14 protein-coding genes are annotated in these 19,225 nt (G+C 52.1%); 4 read left to right on the top strand and 10 right to left on the bottom strand.

All coding sequences use genetic code 11. The annotated features are described in order from the left end of the window. Positions 1–137: 137 nt before the first annotated feature. The 5 genes from NEA10_RS04525 to NEA10_RS04505 all read right to left on the bottom strand — a co-directional run bounded on the left by NEA10_RS04525 (position 138) and on the right by NEA10_RS04505 (position 6,292). Positions 138–1,298 (bottom strand): NAD(P)/FAD-dependent oxidoreductase, encoded by a 1,161-nt coding sequence (locus NEA10_RS04525; RefSeq protein ID WP_252664075.1) that lies wholly within the window; start codon positions 1,296–1,298, stop codon positions 138–140. Positions 1,299–1,567: 269 nt separating this feature from the next. Beyond that, positions 1,568–3,382, bottom strand: a complete 1,815-nt coding sequence (locus NEA10_RS04520; RefSeq protein ID WP_252664074.1) for an ABC transporter ATP-binding protein — start codon at positions 3,380–3,382, stop codon at positions 1,568–1,570. A gap of 36 nt (positions 3,383–3,418) precedes the next feature. Beyond that, positions 3,419–4,177, bottom strand: a complete 759-nt coding sequence (gene cysH, locus NEA10_RS04515; protein WP_252664073.1) for a phosphoadenosine phosphosulfate reductase — start codon at positions 4,175–4,177, stop codon at positions 3,419–3,421. Positions 4,178–4,540: 363 nt separating this feature from the next. Next, entirely contained in the window at positions 4,541–4,990 is a 450-nt protein-coding gene (locus NEA10_RS04510; protein WP_252664072.1) for a hypothetical protein, read from the bottom strand. Between the two features lie 111 nt (positions 4,991–5,101). Beyond that, complete coding sequence (locus tag NEA10_RS04505) at positions 5,102–6,292, bottom strand: anhydro-N-acetylmuramic acid kinase (RefSeq protein WP_374111847.1); 1,191 nt, start codon at positions 6,290–6,292, stop codon at positions 5,102–5,104. Positions 6,293–6,331: 39 nt separating this feature from the next. On the opposite strand from NEA10_RS04505, the gene NEA10_RS04500 reads away from it, so the two are divergent. Further along, the gene (locus tag NEA10_RS04500; RefSeq protein ID WP_252664070.1) at positions 6,332–7,213 is read left to right on the top strand and encodes an alpha/beta fold hydrolase; all 882 of its coding nucleotides are present in this window, start codon (positions 6,332–6,334) and stop codon (positions 7,211–7,213) included. 78 nt (positions 7,214–7,291) lie between these two features. Here NEA10_RS04500 and hemJ read toward each other — a convergent pair whose 3' ends face one another. Then, positions 7,292–7,852: a protoporphyrinogen oxidase HemJ gene (hemJ, locus tag NEA10_RS04495; protein ID WP_252664069.1), complete on the bottom strand. Its 561-nt coding sequence runs from the start codon at positions 7,850–7,852 to the stop codon at positions 7,292–7,294. Positions 7,853–8,318: 466 nt separating this feature from the next. Here hemJ and NEA10_RS04490 point away from each other — a divergent pair, with 466 nt between their 5' ends. After that, complete coding sequence (locus NEA10_RS04490; RefSeq protein WP_252664068.1) at positions 8,319–11,213, top strand: adenylate/guanylate cyclase domain-containing protein; 2,895 nt, start codon at positions 8,319–8,321, stop codon at positions 11,211–11,213. Positions 11,214–11,272: 59 nt separating this feature from the next. Here NEA10_RS04490 and NEA10_RS04485 read toward each other — a convergent pair whose 3' ends face one another. The 3 genes from NEA10_RS04485 to tpiA all read right to left on the bottom strand — a co-directional run bounded on the left by NEA10_RS04485 (position 11,273) and on the right by tpiA (position 14,462). After that, positions 11,273–13,000 carry a succinate dehydrogenase/fumarate reductase flavoprotein subunit gene (locus NEA10_RS04485; protein WP_252664067.1) on the bottom strand — a complete coding sequence of 576 codons (1,728 nt, stop codon included), beginning with the start codon at positions 12,998–13,000 and terminating at the stop codon, positions 11,273–11,275. A 196-nt stretch (positions 13,001–13,196) separates the two neighbouring features. Then, a complete protein-coding gene (locus tag NEA10_RS04480; RefSeq protein ID WP_252664066.1) occupies positions 13,197–13,511 on the bottom strand; it encodes a hypothetical protein in 315 nt (104 codons plus the stop codon). A 222-nt stretch (positions 13,512–13,733) separates the two neighbouring features. Beyond that, complete coding sequence (gene tpiA / locus NEA10_RS04475; protein WP_252664065.1) at positions 13,734–14,462, bottom strand: triose-phosphate isomerase; 729 nt, start codon at positions 14,460–14,462, stop codon at positions 13,734–13,736. Positions 14,463–14,648: 186 nt separating this feature from the next. On the opposite strand from tpiA, the gene NEA10_RS04470 reads away from it, so the two are divergent. Continuing rightward, entirely contained in the window at positions 14,649–15,473 is an 825-nt protein-coding gene (locus NEA10_RS04470) for a PhzF family phenazine biosynthesis protein (RefSeq protein WP_252664064.1), read from the top strand. A 111-nt stretch (positions 15,474–15,584) separates the two neighbouring features. After that, positions 15,585–18,179: a GAF domain-containing protein gene (locus tag NEA10_RS04465; RefSeq protein WP_252664063.1), complete on the top strand. Its 2,595-nt coding sequence runs from the start codon at positions 15,585–15,587 to the stop codon at positions 18,177–18,179. 48 nt (positions 18,180–18,227) lie between these two features. Here NEA10_RS04465 and NEA10_RS04460 read toward each other — a convergent pair whose 3' ends face one another. Continuing rightward, entirely contained in the window at positions 18,228–19,184 is a 957-nt protein-coding gene (locus NEA10_RS04460) for an RNA polymerase sigma factor, RpoD/SigA family (protein ID WP_252664062.1), read from the bottom strand. Positions 19,185–19,225 lie beyond the last annotated feature (41 nt).

Genomic DNA, 19,225 nt, shown 5'->3' with positions numbered 1-19,225 from the left:
GGTTTTAGTGTGGGCTACACTGGGTCTGGCTCATTTTCAGATTCTAGCATTGCCATACAAGAACTGCTTGCCTAGGATTGGCTCGCCTTTGAGGGGTTTTTCTGGGTTGCAGGGTTACAGTTAAAGGGATGGGCGAGTTATTGCCATTTAATCAGACGTTTTAGTCGATGACAGAAGACACTTAGGCTTTGTTTGAGGGTGGGGAGTCGTTGGATATACACGAGAGTTCGGATTAGGTGACCCAATCGTCCATTTAGGGTAATCCCAAAGCTGTGGACAACGCCGCGATGGATGCCGAGGGTGAGCATTTCGCCGAGATGGCGGTATTGAAAGGGTTTCAGGGGACCTTGAAAAACATAGGATTTGAGGTTTTTGGCCAGGTGGGGGGCCTGCTGATAGGCGACTTGGGCGCTGTTGGCGAGGGGGGTGGCGGCTAAGTCGCCGAGGACAAAGACTTCGGGGTAGCGCGTTAGTTGTAATTCGGGGGTGACGGGAAGTTGACCTTGTTCGCCTCCGGGAAGACGGCGAATTAGGGGATTAACTTGGGTTCCCGCAGTCCAGATGACGAGATGGCTGGTTTCTTTAAAGAATTTCTCCTGTTGTTGGAGTTGCAGTTGAAAGTCCCCTTGATGCTGAATTCCCTTGACGTTGGTGTTGAGGCTGAGGCGGATGCGGCGTTTGTTGATGGCTCGTTGGGCGGCTTTGCGGGTTTGGGGGCTGAATTTTGGCAGCAGTTGTGAGCCGCGATGGATGAGATGGATTTGATGGCGATCGCCCAGACGATCGGCGAGTTTGCAGGCCAGTTCGACGCCACTGGCTCCGGCTCCGATGATGCTGATGTCTAGGGAGGGTTGATGTTGCAGCCGCTCTAATTCGGCGTTGAGTCGCTCGACGTCGGCTAGGCGGCGGAAGCTCAAAACGTCGGGGTGAGGCGGAACCCGACGTTCTAGGCCGAGGGCGATGATCAGATAGGTGTAACTCAGGGAACCGCGATCGCGCAGTTGCACTTGACGGGCGTCGAGGTTGATGTCCTCAACGCGATCGCAGTAGAAGCTGATGCGCTCGTTACGCAACAGTTGTAGGTAGGGGGGCGCAATTTCCCAGGGTTCGAGTTCACCGCTGATGAGTTCGTAGAGGAGGGGACTGAATTCAAAGCGATCGGTTTTGTCGATGATAACGATTTGCCATTGCTCTAAGAGGTTAATCTTGGCTAAGGCTAAGGCGCTATACAATCCCGCGAAACCACCGCCCAATATACAGATGCGTGGGTTTAGGGGAGAGCTGGGGGGACGGTTCATTTAAATGATGGGGAGAAAGGGCAACCCTATTCCCATCATTATAGGTTTTGTTGAAGAGCCATCGTGACCCAAAAAAATTGCGCAGCCTAGATGTTTGGCTTTGCGCGGCCCGCACCGGGGCCGCGAAGCCTTGCTCCTAACCTTCGGAAAATTTGGTGCTCCCCGTAGTGGGCTAAGACTTTATTTGTATTTCTGTCTGTATTATAGCGAGTCTTTTGAGGGAGTGTCAAGGGTTTGGGGAGAAAAAACCTAATTTTCTCGAAGGAAGATTAGTCGAGCAAGTCGCCGCTTTCTGAGAGGTCATGAAGACGGCGATAGAGTCCAGCTTGGGAGAGCAAGTCTTGGTGGGAGCCAATTTCGGCGATCGCACCGTTATCGAGGACAATAATCTGGTCGGCATCACGGATGGTGCTGAGGCGATGGGCGATAATAATGGTGGTGCGTGTGCCAAAAATGGCGTGCATGGCTTCTTGAATGGAGCGTTCTGATTCGTAGTCTAAACTGGAGGTGGCTTCGTCAAAGACTAGGATATCGGGATTGACAATCAGGGCGCGGGCGATGCCGATGCGTTGGCGCTGTCCCCCTGAGAGTCGGACACCCCGCTCGCCGACGATGGTGGCATAGCCTTGGGGAAGTTCAGCGATAAACTCATCCACGCGGGCGATCGCACAGGCGGATTGAACCTGCTGCCAAGTGGCGTCAGGATTTCCATATTTGAGATTATCTAACAGAGTGCCATTGAAGATATCGACATCTTGATGAACGATGGCTAAGCGCCGCCGATATTGGCCCACATCTAGGGTTTGAATATCCTGTCCATCGATGTAAATCTGCCCAGAATCCGGTTGAAAATAGCGAAATAGAAGCTTGACCAAGGTGGATTTTCCTGAACCAGACCGCCCAACCAAGGCGACGGTTTGCCGGGGTTGAATTTCAAAATCAAGTCCTTTTAAAATTGGCAGATTGGGGTTGTAGCCAAAGACGATCTGTTTAAAGGCGATCGCCCCCTTAAACTGATAGGGATTATCGCCGGCGTGATCTAACCCCGTGGCGGCATCTTGCCCGGAGGGAGTATTGAGTAACTCATGGAAGCGCAGCATGGAACTGTAGCGGCGGGCGAAGACTTCTGCGATGAGGCTGAGGGGCCGCAGTTCGGCATAGGCGTAACTGGAGATGGTGAAGGTGGTAATGAAATGGCCTAGGGAAATCTGTCCATTCACCGTGGCCCACAGCGTCATGACGAGAATGCCAAAGAGAGAGGCTTGAATGACCGTCCGCCGCCAGGTGTCGAGAATGACGTAATCCCGGTGAATCCGGTGGATGGTGAAATAATGAGCGCGATCGATGCGTTGTTGTTGTCGTTTAAATTCCCGTCCTTCGTTAGCAAAAGACTTAACAGTTTTGATATTGGTAATAATCTCAGAGGTGCGACTATCGATATTTTCTAAATAGCGGTCTAGGGCATTCTCTTTACGAACAATTGCCTGCAAATGGCGTAAACTAAAGAGCAAAATGCTCACAAAAGATAGCCCAAACACTAGGGCAACCCAGGGTTCAATCAGGGCAATGATGACGAAAACTCCCAGAACGAGCATAAGCTTGGGGAGAAACTGCCCAGCAATTTCTGGATACGTCCAAGTGTAATTATTGATTCCTTTCGCGACTCGTCCGGCGATGCGTCCAGGATTATTTTCATCATAAAAGTTTAGGGGTAACTCCAGAACTTTACTGACGACAGATTTCGATTTATCCTGGCGAGTTTTGAGGGCAACCCACCAATGAAACCAGCCACTCAGCCAGGGTTGCAGGGGGGCCCGTAAGACAGAAACGACAAAAATAATGCCCACGAAGACCCCGAGTTGTAGGTTGATGTCGGGGTCAACATTGAGGAGTTGGGCCGTGGTTGTCACCAAGGTCTGGGAAAATTGATCCAGGCGTTGGCCGGAGAGGACATTGAGAATCTGTCCAACGGCATAGGGGACTGCTAAATCGAGAATCTCAAAACTGCCGCTGAGGAGGATACTCAGAATTGCCGAACGACGATAGGCACGGAAGTATCCGATGACATCTCGAAAAGAGGACATACTGGGTTTTTGGGTGGAGGGGCGGCCCGAACGGCGCTAGAGGGAACTGGAGTTGAGGCTTTGGGATTCTCCGTCACTGGCGGGCAGATGTAAGCCACATTCTTGTTTCAGGCCTCGGAAGCGGGTATCCCGTTCGTGGTCGTCATCGGCGGTGACGGGGCGGCTGGAATGCCAGTCGCCAACGGTGGTGTAGCCGAGGTCAAAGTAGGGATGGTAGGGGAGGTCGTTGGCCGTGAGATAGTCGTAGACATCTTTGGAAGACCAATCGAGGATGGGGAAGACTTTGTAATACTCGCCCTGGCGTTCGAGGGGACGTAGGTTGCTGCGATGTTGGGTTTGGTTAGCCCGTAATCCGGCTAGCCAGGCGGTGGCGCCGAGTTCCCGCAGGGCCCGTTGCATGGGTTCGACTTTACGAATGGCATCGTAGCGATTAAGGGCGGCGACGTCTTCTTGTTCCCAGAGTTTGCCGTAGAGGGCTTCCATGCGGGCGGGGCTGAGGGGAGATTGATAAATCTGTAGGTTGAGGTTCAGCCGCTGTTGTAACTCGTCGGCGAACTGATAGGTTTCTGGGGGGAGATAGCCGGTATCGACCCAGATGACGGGGATATCGGGTTTGACTTGGGTCACTAGGTGTAACATAACCGCCGCCTGAATCCCGAAACTGCTACTCATGACTAGGCCGTCGCCAAAGGTTTGGGCTGCCCAAGCGATAATGTCGCTGGCGTTGGCATTGTTTAATTGTGGGTTGATGCGATCGAGGTCGAGAGCGGTTTTGTCGGGGGTGATGACGGTCATACAGAATCTGTGAAAGACGGCTAGGTGGGCTTGAGGGCAATTACCCTTCCAAGATAGTGATGTAGAGAGAATGGGGGGTAAGCCAGGTTAATTTTACAGTAGTTTTTGGGGATTTTTGAGGGGTGGGTTAAAAATGTGATCGGTTGTTAATGGGGGGAAGAAGGCAAGAGGCAAGAGGCAAGAGGCAAGAGGGGGAAGAAGGGAACAGGGAACAGGGAACAGGGAACAGGGGGAAGAAGGCAAGAGGCAAGAGGCAAGAGGCAAGAGGGGGAAGAAGGGAACAGGGAACAGGGAACAGGGAACAGGGGGAAGAAGGCAAGAGGCAAGAGGCAAGAGGGGAGGGGGTGGGGGGTCATGGTTGGTTTAGCTGTATTGCAGGATGAGGGTGGCATCCATGGCACTGGTGAGGTGTAGGCCGGCCATCATGCCGCCGGAGATGGCGTATTTGCCGGTGTCGAGGCGCGTTAGGGTTTCAAAGCCGCTGCGGCGTTGTTTGTCGTTGAGGGTCCAATAGCGTTGAACGATCGCAGCTGGGGTGATCCAACCTTCTCCTTCAACTCGTCCTAATTCGCTGTGTTGTAAGACAAATGTGTATTGACGCTCGCCGCCGTCGAGACGACCTCGATATTGACAGGTGATTTCTTGCCGTTCTCGGTTGGGAAAGGTCAGTTTGGTGACCATGCTATACCAGTTGTCTTGTCCCCAGGCGACGATGATTCGACCCGTCAGTGCGATGGGTGGGTTGGACCGTTCAAGCCAGTTGCCTTCTAGGCGCCACCGACCTTGTTCGAGTAAAAACGAGTGAGATACCACAATTTACAACAAAGGATTGCCATCAAGTGAGAGGTTTTAAGAGAATTCCTCGCTAGGAGAATCTTAGCAGTAGGCAAGAGGGAAGAGGCAAGGGGCAATAGGTGAGGGGGGTTAGGGGGGGTGGATGTCGCCGAGGGGGACGGGTTTGCTGGCGCCGGTGACGCTGGGGAGGTTGCTGGGATGACCTTGGAGACGCCAGTAGGCTAGGATGGCGAAGGCGATCGCTTCTTTGAAGTCGGCGTTGAGTCCCCAGTCGTCGCTGCTGGAAAGGGTGGTTTGGGGGAGATGGGTTTGGAGACGGGATTTTAGGTAGGGGTTGCGACTGCCGCCGCCGCAGAGGATGAGGTCTTGGGGAAGTTGGGGTAGGAAGCGTTTGTAACTGTCGGCGATGCTGGCGGCGGTGAGGTCGGTTAGGGTGGCTAGCCAGTCGGCAGGGCCCAGATGTTGGGCTTGCTGATGATACTGCTGTAAGAGTTCGGGGCCGAAGTCTTCTCGGCCGGTGGATTTAGGGGGGGGTTGCTGGAAGAAGGGATGGGTGAGCCATTGTTGTACTAGGTCGGGGTCTGGGGTTCCGCAGGCGGCCCACTGACCGTTGTGGTCATACTGTTGTTTGCCTTGGGTGAGTTGAGTGATGGCGAGGTCGATGAGGATGTTGGCGGGGCCGGTGTCCCAGCCGAGGATTCCTTGGAAGTTTTGATGACATCCGGCGGGGAGGTAGGTGACGTTGCCGATTCCGCCGAGGTTCTGGATGCAGCGATCGCGCTGGGGATGGGCGAGTAGGCAGGCATCGATGGGGGGGACGAGGGGCGCACCTTGCCCGCCAACGGCGATATCAGCGGCGCGAAAGTTACTGACGGTGGGGAGTCCACTGTGATGGGCGATGAGGTCACCCCGACCCAACTGGAGGCTGTAGCCGAGATGTCCGGGATGGGGGGGTGGGGCGTGGAAGACGGTTTGCCCGTGAGACCCGATGAGTTGGGCGGGGGGTTGGTGGGTTTGGATGCGTTGGGCGGCGCGGGCGAAGGCTTGGGCGACGGTGTTGTCGAGTTGGGCGAGTTGGCTGAGGGGCAGGGGTTGGTTACTGGCGGCGGCGAGGAGTTGCGATCGCAGGTTGGGGGGGGCGAGTTCTTCGTAGGGGAAGGTTTGGGCGGCGAGCAGCTTGAGTTTCAGGGGCGATCGCCCGCCACTGAGTTCGACGAGGGCGGCATCTACGCCGTCGATGGAGGTTCCGCTCATCAGTCCGATGACTCGAACGGGGGTCTCGGGGTCGGGTATGATCGAATCCGGACTTTGCTGCGGCATGGTTAACGATTTAATGGTTCAGGTTTTGGCTGATTTCTCATGTTCCCCGATTTTCTTCCGGCTGCGGTTCACGATTTGAGTGAAGAGACGTCAATTCAACAGGCTCAGGCGATTCAATGTTTAGAGGTGAAGCTGGAGAAGGCTGAGATTCCCACCACCTATGTCCAGTTAGGGGAGGGGCAGACGCCGCTGATGCTGTTACATGGTTTTGATAGTTCGGTGTTGGAGTTTCGCCGCCTACAGCCGTTGTTGGCTCAGTCTCGGGAGACTTGGGCGGTGGATTTGTTGGGCTTTGGCTTTACGGTGCGATCGCCCCAGGGGGTGTTTTCGCCCGATGCTATCAAAGCTCATTTATATGGGTTTTGGCAACAGGCGATCGCCCGGCCGGTGGTGTTATTGGGGGCGTCGATGGGGGGGGCGGCGGCGATTGATTTTGCTCTCACCTATCCTGAGGCGGTGGACCGATTGATTCTCCTCGATAGTGCGGGGATTGCCAATGGCCCGGTGATTGGCAAATACTTGTTTCCGCCTTTTGATAGTCTGGCGGCGAATTTTTTGCGTCGGCCTGGGGTGCGGAATCAGATTAGTTATTCTGCCTATTTTGATAAGTCGTTCAATTCGGCGGATGCTCGCTGTTGTGCGGCGTTACATCTGGATTGTCTGGGTTGGAAAGAGGCGCTGATTAAGTTTACGAAGAGTGGGGGGTTCCCTTCATTGACGAGCAAACTTTCTCAACTGAACCTCCCCACCTTGGTGATTTGGGGTGAGGAGGATCGGATTCTGGGAACCCGTGATGCGGGGGAGTTTATAACACGACTTCCTCAGGGGGAGTTGGTCTGGATTCCCTGTTGTGGCCATGTTCCCCATCTAGAACGCCCGAATACGACTCGACGGGCGATTGAGGGGTTTTTGGGGCAATAGGGGGAACCACAGAGACCCAGAGAACACAGAGAAGAGGAGGGGGAGGAGGATGAGGAGGCAATGGGGATGACTTGCTTCTTAACTGTCTAGGCTGAGTCGTTCTTTGTCGAGGCGACGTTTGCGGGCGTAGAGTTGGATGGTGACGGCCATTAAAATAACGGCGCCGAAGACGAGCCAGGGGGCAATTGTGGTGGGGAAGTTGTTTTTAAAGACGGCCAACATAACAATAACTAATAAGAGTAATGTTGGGGCTTCGTTGAGGGCACGTAGCTGTTTGCTGCTCCAGTTACAGTCTCCTGTTTCTAATTTTTTCATGAGAGAACGACAGTAGAAATGATAGCCAATGAGTACGGCTACAAATCCTAATTTGATATGGAGCCAACTGGACTTCATGATATCGGGATTGGTGCTAATGATGCCGATGGCCATGGCGGCAGTCACAATCATTCCTGGTGTTGTGATAATGTGGTAGAGCCGCTTCTCCATGATTTGATATTGGTTTTTCAGGATAGAACGGGCGGGTTCGGGTTCGGCGTCGGCTTCAACGTGATAAATAAATAGACGCACGAGATAAAACAAACCTGCAAACCAGACGACGATGCCAATAAGGTGAAATGCTTTGTACCACAAGTAAGCCATGAAATCAATTCGCTCTGGGGCGAACGCTTAAACCACGTCTGTTAGGATACAAAATTTCTTGGAGTTTGAGCTATAGGTTGTTAAGAAACGCTACAGAGTTGGGAAAGGTTGGGGGTGTTTGGTGAGAGTCCTCAGGGGTGGCGATCGCAATACGCCTCATGAGGAAACAGGTTAGGGTGAATAGTCAGGGTGATCAACCCCAGGAAGTCCCCGGAAATTGAGCCAAATCGGCTGAAAAGACTGAGCAGAACCTGCGAGATTGCGTCTAAGCACGGTTGAAACTCTGATGAGGTAGTGGACTAGAATGGTAGCTTCAGGGCATTTACCAGTATTCAGGGGGCTAACTCATCCCGAAAGCTTGAGGCGATCGCCTTAGTGATGAGTGTTTGACGAAATCGTAGGGTGCATACCGTAGCAGACTGAACTTCAGGCTGGCCGGTGAACGACTAACCGTTAAGGTACAGCAATGACTTTCTCACCCGTTCAACGACGCAACGTCATGAGAGACGAAGATAAATCGAAGGAACAACTCATTCAGGAATTAGCCCATCTCCGTCAACGTGTTGAAGCCTTGGAAACTCGGCAGCAAGAGGTCCAACCCGAGCCTGAGCTATCCTTGTTAACGGATGGGACGTTGCAATTACAGCTAGAGGAACGTACGGCAGCCTTGGTTGAGGCGAATGATCAGCTGATCGCGGAAATTGTTAAGCATACGCGGGCGGAACAGGCCTTGCGTTCGGCAAAAGACCAACTTGAGGCGGTTCTGGATGCGGTTCCGGGGGTGGTGTCTTGGATTAGCCGAGATTTGCGCTATCTGGGGGTGAACCGGCAATTAGCCCAGATGTTTGAGGCGGAACCGGAGAACTTTGTCGGCAAAGATATTGGTTTTTTGCGGGCCAGTCATGACTTCCAGGATTTTATGAAGTCATTTTTTGAGAGTAATGCTGATGATGCAACCTGTGAAGTCTTGACGCGGGTTCATGGGGAACTGCGAGATTTCCTGATTGTGGCCCAGAAATATGATGGCGATCGCGCGGCGTTTACGGTGGGTATCGACATCACAGAACGTCGTCAGGCGGAAAATGACCTCCGAGCCGCTAGAGACCAACTCCAGGCGATTCTAGAGGCAGTTCCGGGGATGGTGTCCTGGATTAGCTGTGACTTGCGCTATCTGGGGGTGAATCGTCATCTGGCCCAAACCTACAATCTGCCACCGGAAGCTTTTGTGGATCAAGAGATTGGCTTCTTACAAACCAGTGATCTTTTTCAAGGATTCTTAGAAGAGTTCTTTGCGAGTGAGGTGACGGAGCGTTGTGAGGAAATTACGGCTAAGGTCTATGGTCAAACCCATAGTTATCTCATTGCTGCCCAAAAATATGATGAAGGTCGTGCAGCGTTTACGGTAGGTATCGACATCACGGAACGTCATCGAGCGGTACAAGCACTCCAGGAAGCGGAAGCTAAATATCGTGACTTGTTTGAAAATGCCGTGGAGGGAATTTATCAAATTTCTCCCAATGGTACGTATCTCAATGCCAATCCTGCTTTAGCCCGGATTTATGGCTATGAGTCAGCTCAAAGTTTAATCAACAATCTCAGTTGTGGCGATCGCCTCCTTTATGTAGATATTCAACAACGGCAACAGTTTCTAGAAATTTTGCACCAACAGGGGCGAGTGATTGGTTTTGAACAAGAAATTTATCGCCAAGATGGCAGTATTGTTTGGATTTCTGAGAATGCTCGTTTAGCTTGGGATAATGAAGAAAATCACCTCCTCTATTATGAGGGAACGGTTGAAGATATTACGGAACGCAAGCGAGCTGAGGCAGCCTTACAGAAAGCCAATGAAGAGCTAGAAAGTCGGGTGGAAGAACGGACAGCAGCTCTACGTCAGTCCAATGAACGGCTGATGCTGGAAATTGGGGAACGTCAGCGAATTGAAGCAGCCTTACGCAAATCAGAGGCGGAGTTACGGGCCCTATTTGAAGCGATGACGGATACTATCGCGGTCTTTGATGCCCAAGGACGTTATGTGAAGGTTGTCTCAACCAATTCTGAGGTACTTTATAGCCCTAAAGAAGACCGTACAGGGAAGAGTGTTTATGAGGTTCTTCCTCCCACTCAAGCGAGTATTTTTGTTAGCCATATTCAGCGCGCTTTAAATCGAGGTCAAACGGTTAACTTGGAGTACAATCTTGAAGTTGAAGATCCAAGTAATGGAGAAATGACTGAGGTTTGGTTCGCAGCCACGGTATCTCCTTTACCTGATAATTGTGTGATTTGGGTTGCTCGTAACATCACGGAGCGTCGCCGGGTTTTAAATGCTCTTCAAGAAGCTGAAGAAAAGTATCGTAGTATTTTTGAAAATGCGGCAGAAGGAATTTACCAAACAACTCCTCAAGGGCAATATGTCAGTGCTAATCCAGCTTTGATTCAGATGTATGGTTATGACTCTTTAGAAGATTTAAAAGCCAATGTTCAAGATGTTAGTCAGGATTTATATGTTAACAGCAATCGTCGTCTAGAGTTTATTAGCCGCCTGGAAAACGAAGGTTCAATTGTTGAGTTTGAGTTGCAAGTCCATTGCAAAGATGGCAGTATTATTTGGACGTCAGAAAATGCCCGAACTGTTAGGGATGATAAGGGGCGTATTCTCTACTATGAAGGGACTGTCCAAGAAATTACAAAGCGTAAACTGGCGGAAGAAGCCCTACGGGTGGAGCAAGAGAAGTCCGAAAGTTTGCTATTAAATGTACTACCGCGTAAAATTGCTGAACAACTCAAACAAGACCAAACTTCCATTGCGGAACGGTTCGAGGAAGCAACGATCATGTTTGCAGATTTGGTGGACTTTACCACGGTCTCTGCCCAGATGCCCCCGTCCAAGTTGGTGGCCATCTTAAATGAGATTTTCTCAACCTTTGACCAGTTGGCGTTAGCCTATCAGCTCGAAAAAATTAAAACAATTGGTGATGCTTATATGGTGGCTGGTGGATTACCCATGCCGATGGAGGATCATGCAGTGGCGATCGCTGAGATGGCTTTGGAAATGCAATGGGCGATTGATGAGTTTAACCGAGAACATAATCTGGGCTTCCAACTGCGGATTGGGATCAATACAGGCCCGGTGGTGGCGGGGGTGATTGGCATTCGTAAATTTGCCTATGATTTATGGGGGGATACGGTGAATGTGGCGAGCCGCATGGAGTCTCAAGGCCAGGCGGGAAACATCCAGGTGACGCAAACAACCTATGAGATGTTACGAGAGCGTTATATCTTAGAACCTCGGGGATTGTTAGACATTAAAGGACGGGGTGAGATGATGACCTATTGGCTGTGCGATCGCCGAGGGGAGGTTTAACCTTACACCCGGACGAGGGGAAAGGGCCTCATCGAGGCCCTTTCGCCATCGTGACGGACTTAATACTTGCGTTCTTGAGGTTCAAAGAGGCTGAGATTGACGGACATGGGGACAATATCCACTCCAGCAGCGGAGTGATAGGCCAGGGTGTGGTGGAGGAAGTCCCCGTCATTGCGACTGGGATAGTCTTCCCGGAAATGAGCGCCACGACTTTCTCGGCGGTTGAAGGCGGAATGGAGGATCGTTTGGGCCACAATCAGGAGGTTCTCCAGTTCCATGGCTTCGATGAGTTCGGTATTCCAGAGAGTGCCGCTATCATCGAGGTGGATCTGTTGCACCTGTTGGGCGATCGCCCCGAGTTCATCGAGGCCCCGCTGCATCAACTCCTGACTGCGGAAGACGCCACAAAACTCGCTCATGGTGTCCTGAAGTTGTTGACGGACTTGGTTGATACGATACTCCCCTTGGCGATCGCACAGGTTCTGTAGGCGTTGTTGTGCTGCCTCAATATAGGGCCGTTCGTCCAACTCAGGGAGTTTACGGGATTGGACATCTTCGGCGATCGCCGCCCCCGTCAGCTTGCCATAAACGACACATTCAAGGAGGGAATTGCTCCCTAAACGGTTCCCCCCATGGACGGAGACACAGGCACATTCCCCAGCCGCATAGAAGCCGCTAACGAAGCCTTCGGGACCTAGGCGCACCTGACCGCGAGTGTTGGTGGGAATCCCCCCCATCGAATAATGAGCGGTAGGACGAACGGGCATGGGTTCATGTACCGCATCCACCCCCACCAGGCGATGGGCTTCTTCCCAACAGAAGGGAACCCGACTCATAATCGTCTCCCGTCCCATATGGCGCAAATCCAGATGGACATAAGACCCTCCTGGACTGCCATCGGGGTGAATGCCCCGCCCTTGGCGAATCTCCGTGGCGATGGCCCGGGAGGTAATGTCTCGCGGGGCCAGTTCCATTTTACTGGGGGCATACTGTTCCATAAAGCGATCGCCGTGGGCGTTGCGTAAATAGGCCCCCTCACCGCGAACCGCCTCAGAAATTAACACCCCAACGGGATAGAGTCCGGTGGGGTGAAATTGCACAAATTCCATATCTTCGAGGGGCAGGCCGGCCACGGCTGCCATACCTAAGCCATCCCCGGTAGAGGCATAATCATTGGAGGTGGTGTTAAAGGCCCGTCCATAGCCGCCGGTGGCAAACATCACCGCTTTGGCGCGAACAACCTCAATGCGTCCACTTTCGAGGTGATACATCACCAGGCCTTTGGCGTCCCCCTCTTCAATGATAGGACGCATCACATACCATTCATCGTAAATGGTCACCCCGTAGCGACGGAGGTTGTTGACGAGTTCATGAAGAATGGCATGGCCGGTTTTGTCGGCGGCGTAACAGGTGCGGTTATGGGAATGGCCGCCAAAGGCCCGTTGGGCGATGCGGCCATCGTCTAGACGGGAGAATAAAACCCCCATGTGTTCTAAGTCGATAACCACATTGGGGGCTTCTTGGGTGAGTAAGGCGACTGCATCCTGATCGGCGAGATAATCCGATCCTTTGACGGTATCAAAGGCGTGGGCTTTCCAGGAGTCTTGAGAATCGACGTTTTTGAGGGTGGCGGCGATTCCGCCCTGGGCGGCGACGGAGTGCGATCGGATGGGGTGGGTTTTGGCGACGACGGCAATATTGAGTTGGGGGTCGGTACGGGCGATTTCGACGGCGGCACGGCTTCCGGCGAGTCCGCCACCGACGATAATGACATCATGTTGCAGCATGGTTACCACAGAGGCACAGAGGACACAGAGGGGGAGGAGGGGGGAGGAGGCAAGAGGCAAGAGTAAGAGACAGCCCCTCCCAGGAGTGATGCGTTCCGGCAATTTTGAATTGATGGGCCTAGGTCACAATCCCACCTGATGCCGGAACGCATCCTACCGCTCAATTGTGACATGAGCAGGGGTCTTGGGCTGGGGGTTAGCCGGTGGCTTGGGCGGGATTTTCGCTCGGGGGGCGTTTTCCGGCAAATTTGGAGGTTTCTGCGGCTGGATCGATGGCGTTGACTTCAATGTGGTTCAACAGGGTGGTGACAAAGGCAAAGAGGAGGAAGGGAAGGGAGAGCACAACGATTAAACCCACGGTTAGCAGGGCATAGAGTTGCCGTTCTGTACTCCAGAGGGCCAGGGCTGAGGCTAAGCTCAGGAAGATGACAATGAGCCAGATGATGATTTGACCGTAAATATCCCCGAAGCTGAGGGTGCATTTGAGTCGGTAGTTTTCAAAGTTTTCCATGGGAATCTCGTAGATCTGACAAGCGGTCTTAATGTATTCCTAGGTTAAGCGAAATCCCTAAACCTGTGAGAGTTCTTCAAGTTTTGTTAAAAATGCTCTCGCCTTAATCGACAAAATAGCGACGACTCGAACTTTCAAGCCGCCGCTATTTCAAAAAACGTTACAAACTATAGAAAAAACCGTTACAAAATTAACAGATTTTTAGGAGAACCTGAGCCGTTGCTAGGCTTTGTAGTTGACAATGCGGGCAAAGCTTTCGGGTTCTAAACTGGCGCCGCCGACGAGGGCCCCGTCAATTTCGGGTTGGGCCATAATCTCATCTACGTTGGTGGGTTTGACGGAGCCGCCATATTGAATGGGGACGTCAGGGTTGCTGAGTTTGGAGCGAATTAAGCCAATGACGCGATTGGCTTCGGCAGCGTCGCAGGTGTCGCCAGTGCCGATCGCCCAAATGGGTTCATAGGCGATAATTAACTTGCTCTGATCCACATCCACTAAATCTTGCTCCAATTGGGAGAAGATATGGGCTTCTGTTTCTCCGGCATCTCGTTGAGCTTTGGTTTCCCCGACGCAGAGAATGGGGGTGAGTCCTCCGGCTTGGGCAGCTTTGAGGCGACGGTTGACGGTTTCGTCGGTTTCGCCGAAATACTCGCGCCGTTCACTATGGCCGACGACGACATAATCGACTCCTAATTCGGTCAACATGGGGGCGGAGATTTCCCCGGTGAAGGCACCGCAGTCTTCCCAATGGACATTCTGAGCGCCAAGACGCACTCGTCCCCCATGCAAGTTCTTGGAAAGGCTTCCCAAGGCGGTGTAAGGAACACAGAGAATCACATCTCGCTCATCGGGGGTGTCTTCGAGGTGAGAGACAAACCCCTTCAAAAACTCCAGGGCTTCGGCCTGGGTTTTGTACATTTTCCAGTTACCAGCTAGAACAGTTTTCCGCACGGGTGACAACAGTTTTCTCCATGAGACAACAAAAGCACCCTTCAGTGTAGAACGTTTTGGGGACAATGGTGCAATGGCCTCAAGGCTGAGTTTGGGAGCGATCGCCCCCTGTCGGCAGCAGCACTTTGATAGACTAAAAGCCAGTTTTCTTAAAGCAACGGTATTGGGCGCAGGGGTCGGACAATCATGAAACTCTTACAAATTGATGCGTTCAGCGATCGCCCCTATGGGGGAAATCCGGCGGCGGTCTGTCTTCTGGACCGGGCGGTGGAGGAGTCCTGGATGCAGGCGGTGGCGGCGGAGATGAATCTCTCGGAAACGGCGTTTTTGCACCGGGAGGGTCGCGGCTTTCGTCTGCGTTGGTTCACCCCCACCACAGAAGTCGATCTCTGCGGCCACGCTACCCTAGCCGCCGCCCATGCTCTCTGGGAAACGGGATTTGTACCTACGACCACATCGATCCAGTTTTACACCCGTAGCGGTGACTTGAAGGCGGAGCGTCAACAATCCTGGATTGAACTGGACTTTCCCGCTGCACCGGTGGTTCAGCGTCCCCCGAAAGACCCCATGATTCCTAAACTGGAAGCGGCGTTGGGGGTCATCCCGCTCTTTATTGGTGAGAGTGTCTTGGATTATTGGCTGGTGGAGGTGGCCAGCCCCGAGGATGTAGAAGATCTCAAGCCTGATTTTGCCCAACTGGCCCAACTCCCCTGTAAAGGGGTCATCGTCACCAGTCGCAGTCAAGGAATGCGGCTTCACTCAGGACGTCAGGGAGACTATGACTTTATTTCCCGCTTTTTTGCCCCGAGAATGGGAATTAATGAAGATCCCGTGACGGGGTCGGCTCACTGTTGTTTGGGCCCCTATTGGGGACGTAAACTCAAAAAGATGCAGTTATTAGCCTATCAGGCTTCACCTCGGGGGGGGGTGATCCGAGTCCGACGGGATGCGGAACGAGTGATTTTAGGGGGTCAAGCCGTCACCGTCTTAGAGGGGATGTTGCTGGCTTAGATTCTGGGGAATTCCCAGCTCCAAAATCCCCAGGGTTAAAATTGAGATAAGGGAGTGTTCGGGGGTGTGAACCGGCCTCACCGTCAAATCTCTAGTGAGTGGCCAATCATTGTGAATCCTCTAAGTTCCACATTTCTCTGGCTCAATTCCAAAGGGCGTATTGTCTCAATTCACCCGGGAGTCGGCCAAACGTTGGGCTATCCGGTCCCTGATTTACTGGATAAACCAATCAGCAAACTCATTCCCCCATGGACAACGGCGGTGTGGACGGAACATTGGGCTAAGTTAATGGCGGGGGAAACGGTTGAGGTGATGGTTCGTCGTCGTCCGGGCCGGGGCAAATTGAGGTCGGTACAGGTTACCCTCAGTCCTCTGATCCTAGAGCAGAAGACTTATGGGTTCGTGCAGTTAGAGGATTATGGAACTTCGGAACGGGAGTTTTCTCAGTTCCGGCAGTTGGTGGATAATGCGAGTGATACGCTCTATTCCTACCGTCTCGGTTCCGATGCAGGGTTTGAGTATCTCAGTCCGAGTATTGAACGACTGATGGGCTATCCGCCTCACGCCTATTATCAGAATAGGGAGCTGTTGCTGAGCCAAGTTCACCCTGATGATTTGCCTCGGTTCCAAGGATTATTAGAAGGAAAGACGGTTACGGACTCGCCCTTGAGTTTACGCTGGTTCCATCGGAATGGACATTTAGTGTGGACGGAACAACAGGATACGTTTGTCTATAGTCCCCTGGGTGAGGCGATCGCCATTGAAGGGGTGATTCGGGATATTACCAAGCGCCATGAGGCGGAGTTGGCGTTACGACAACAGGCGGAACGGGAACGGTTGGTGAGTGCGATCGCCCAACGGATTCGTCAGTCCCTCAATTTAGAAGAGATTCTGCAAACGACGGTGTCAGAGGTGCGCCATTTTCTGGATAGCGATCGCGTCTTGATTTACCGCTTTGATGCCAATCCAGCGGAGGTTCCTAACTGTCATGGAATTGTGGTGGTTGAGTCGGTCGATCGCTTGTGGAAGCCGATGCTGAATCATCAAATCCCCTTAAGTCATCAGGACTCTCCGGAACTGCAACGCTATCTTAACGGTCGCAGTTATCTTATTAATGATAGTTCCCAAGAAACTGATCCAACGATCCAGGCGCTGCTTAATCCCTTTCAAATCAAATCTAGTTTGATTGTTCCAATTTTGCTGCAATCCTCGGAGGGGTTGGATCATGGCTGTCTTTGGGGCTTATTGGTGGCCCATCAATGTCGGCAGGAACGCCATTGGCAATCCTTGGAAGTGGAACTGCTGCAACAACTGGCGACCCAAGTGGCGATCGCCATTCAACAATCTCATTTATTTGAGCAAGTTCAACAACAAGGGGAAGTTTTAGAGAAAGAAATTCGAGAACGAACGCAACAGTTACAGCAGGCGATTGAGTTCGATGCCATGCTCAAACGAATCACCGATAAGGTCCGGGATAGTCTAGATGAGAGTCAAATTGTGCAAACGGCGGTTCGGGAAGTGGCGGTGGTGTTAGGGGTCGGCTCTTGCAATGCCGCTTTATATGATTTAGACCAGGGAACTTCGACGATTTGCTATGAATATACGAACTTTATTCCCGCGTCTCAGGGGCGAGTGTCCCAGATGGGAAATTTCCCGGAACTCTACACGCAACTGATGGATGGCTGCTATTTTCAATTCTGTTCTCTAATTCCCAATCCGGTGCGGGGACGAGTGGCGATGCTGGCTAGTCCTCTGTTTGATAATCAAGGGGTTTTGGGGGATTTATGGTTAGTCCATCATGCGGAGTATGAGTTTACGGATTTAGAAATTCGCTTGGTGCAACAGGTGGCGAATCAATGTGCGATCGCCATTCGTCAAGCACGACTTTATCAAGCGGCCCAAACCCAAGTGGCGGAATTGGAAAAACTTAACCGTCTCAAAGATGATTTTCTTAGTGCGGTTTCCCATGAGTTACGGACTCCTATTGCTAATATGAAACTCGCGATTGAGATGTTGAAGTTGTTTGCGCCTCAAGAGGACGATAACCCAGAACCTAAAATGGTGGACTCAGCTCAAGTGATGCGCATTCAACGCTATCTGAATATCCTGAATACTGAATGTACCCGGGAGGAAGAACTGGTTGAAGATTTACTGGATCTACAACGACTGGAAAATAATGCATATCTTATTTCCATGTCGTTAATTAACCTGAATGAGTGGATTCCAACCTTAACTCGTCCTTTTTACACCCGAGTTAGCGATCGCGAACAGGGATTACATGTGGATTGCCCCAAAAACTTACCGCCATTCGTGTGCGATCGCCTTAACCTAGAGCGAATTTTAGTGGAACTCCTAAACAACGCCTGCAAATATACCGCTACTCGGGGAGACATTCATTTACAAGTCCGTCAATGTGAAATCCCAGGGGAGGACAATTTTCAATTAAGGGAGGGGATCGAATTTTCCATTCGCAATCAGGCCAGCATTCCCCCAGAGGAACTGCCTAAAATTTTCGATAAGTTTTACCGCATTCCCAATGCCGATCCCTGGAAACAAGGGGGGACTGGGTTAGGATTGGCCCTCATTGAAAAATTAGTCTTCCAACTCCAGGGACAGATTGGTGTGGAGAGCGCGGAAGGCTGGACGACCTTCCGGGTCGTCTTCCCCAATCAGCGGCAGGAACTCAATTTTGAGCTTAACGCCTAATCCGAGAGGGGGAATGGCAGGGATTCATCGGCCATTCCCCCTCTCGGACTAACTGGCTAGATATTCATTCATGTCAGCCTTGCGTTTACGGAGCTTAGTAAGGGATTCCCGTTCAATCTGTCGTACTCGTTCCCGAGATATTTTTAGGCGATCGCCAATTTTGGCTAAGGTCATGGCCTTTCCATCCCGCAAGCCAAAGCGCAAGGCCAAAACTTCTCGCTGCTGAGCGGTTAAATCTGCCATGAGGGCTTCAAGATCGCTACGCAGGGAAGACTGGACAGCAAAATCTTCGGGGGAGGGACCATCATCTTCGAGTAAGTCCGCCAGTTCAGTATCCTGGTTATCTCCCACCCGCAAGTCCAGAGACAAGGGTTGACGGGAGCGTTCAAGATAGTCTCGCACCTGTTTTGAGGTGAGACTCATGGAATCAGCAATTTCGTTGATGCTGGGGGCCCGACCCAGTTCTTGGGTCAGTTGACGCTGAACTTTTTTAATTTTATTCAGTTTTTCGGTGATGTGAATCGGGAGGCGGATGGTGCGGCCTTTTTCGGCAATGGCCCGGGTAATGGCCTGGCGAATCCACCAGTAGGCGTAGGTGGAGAAGCGATAGCCCTTGGTGGGATCGAATTTTTCTACCCCACGCTGCATCCCAATCGTGCCCTCTTGGATCAAGTCCAACAAGTCCACGTTGCGTTTAATGTACTTCTTGGCCACAGACACCACAAGGCGGAGGTTGGCTTCCACCATCTTACGCTTGGCAGCTTCGCCACTCTCAATTTCGTTTTGAAGCTGTCGCTGGCTAAGTTTGGCAGCTTCGGCCCACTCTTTACGGGTAGGTTGGCGATCAAGTTGTTGGGCCAGTTCTTCTTGAATCGCTTCGAGGGCCACCAGTTTTTGCACTCGTTTGCCGTATAGGATCTCCTCTTCGTGGGTTAACAGGGGAACCCGACCGATTTCTCGGAGATAGGTACGGACTAAGTCGGTAGAGGTCTGAGCAGTCTTCATAGCAGCGGTGCTTGAGGTTGGGTTACGACGAACTCGTGTTG

Origin of the sequence: Phormidium yuhuli AB48, from assembly GCF_023983615.1 — a bacterium.
GTDB classification, from domain to species: Bacteria; Cyanobacteriota; Cyanobacteriia; order Cyanobacteriales; family Geitlerinemataceae; genus Sodalinema; species Sodalinema yuhuli.
Note: the sequence above shows the minus strand (reverse complement) of the source record. Positions and strands in the feature narration are given on the sequence as shown.